Annotated in this window: 2 protein-coding genes and 1 pseudogene; 1 reads left to right on the forward strand and 2 read right to left on the reverse strand. The window is 43.6% G+C overall.

Going from position 1 to position 1,302, the window contains the following annotated elements; genetic code table 11:
* The first annotated feature begins 62 nt into the window (after positions 1-62).
* Complete coding sequence (locus tag R7O12_RS25260; protein ID WP_021449627.1) at positions 63-491, forward strand: HIT family protein; 429 nt, start codon at positions 63-65, stop codon at positions 489-491.
* 117 nt (positions 492-608) lie between these two features.
* Here R7O12_RS25260 and R7O12_RS25265 read toward each other — a convergent pair whose 3' ends face one another.
* Positions 609-839 carry a FeoC-like transcriptional regulator gene (locus R7O12_RS25265; protein ID WP_005455490.1) on the reverse strand — a complete coding sequence of 77 codons (231 nt, stop codon included), beginning with the start codon at positions 837-839 and terminating at the stop codon, positions 609-611.
* A pseudogene (locus R7O12_RS25270) lies at positions 836-1,302 on the reverse strand (nucleoside recognition domain-containing protein); the annotation flags it as partial. The gene R7O12_RS25265 and the pseudogene R7O12_RS25270, both read right to left, overlap by 4 nt.

Raw genomic sequence — 1,302 nt, forward strand, 5'->3', positions numbered from 1 at the left:
CGTCAACCTTTTGTTTTATCTGACGTATACTAATTCAAATTGAAATGAATCGGATATCCACAATGAGTTTTGAACTGCACCCTCAATTGGCAAAAGACACCACAGTAATCGGCCACTTCCCTCTTTGCGTTGCACTTCTACATAAAGATAATGCAGTGCCGTGGGTCATCTTAGTTCCTAAACGTGCCAACTTAAAAGAATTGCACCACTTACCGATGAAAGAGCAGCAACAGTTTTTACTTGAATCACAAGCGGTAAGCCAAGCGCTCGAAGCGACTTTCCGCCCTGACAAGTTGAATCTTGGCGCACTTGGTAACATGGTGCCGCAGCTACACATTCATCATATCGCACGCTTTAAGGACGACGTTGCATGGCCAGGGCCGATTTGGGGAAACACAAGCGGCGAGTTTCGTAGCGAAAAAGAACAAGATGAGATTCTCAAACGTATTGGAAATGTATTGTCGCTAAGCTCGATCTTCCATAAAGCTTAATTAATATTCAGCCGCTATGAGATTTGCTTGCCAGCGACAAGGCTATTGATTAGAAAAGAAAAAGCCGCATCAGAAATGACGCGGCTTTATTATTTGTAAGCTTTGGTTGATAAACCACTACATAGTAACAGTGAGTGACAACTCGTCTTGTTTTGTCACGGCATAACGCACACGCATCACATCTCGAGCTTTATTGGTATCAACCAAGCGGCTAATTTTACCCTTCTTGATCCACACGCTTAACATTGCATCCGCACCGTCTTCACTCATTCCAAACTGCTTAGCCAGCTCAGACTGTGAGACCGTCCCTTTGTCTGCAATATATTGATAAAGCTCATTTAAAATCATGCGACTTGCGCCTCTAACGCACCATGTTGTTTTTTACCAATACGTTTGAATACGTGATAAGTTCCGATGAAGATTGCAACAATAATTGCCATCCAGACACCACTAGTAATTGGGCTTTCAGAGAAATGCGTCAACTGATTGTAGAACGTTGCACATAGGTAAGCTAAACCCATCGTCCATACCGCAATAAAGCGTGCGAAGTTATGGCCAAATTCACGTACATACGCCCCCATCGCAGCAACACATGGTGTGTACAACAAGATGAAGATCAAGTAAGCAAACGCGGCATGACCAGAAACAAATTGAGACTTAATGTTGCCGAAGATAGACGCATCCACTTCTTGTTCTTCTGCGACCGCATTTGAATCTGTTAGGTCACCCACTTCAATGCCTAATGGATCAGAGTAACTCAAGCCTGCAAGGTTCTCAGGAATACTCATTACCGCATCTTTTAGGCTCCCCA

Source organism: Vibrio sp. Vb1574 (assembly GCF_033338675.1).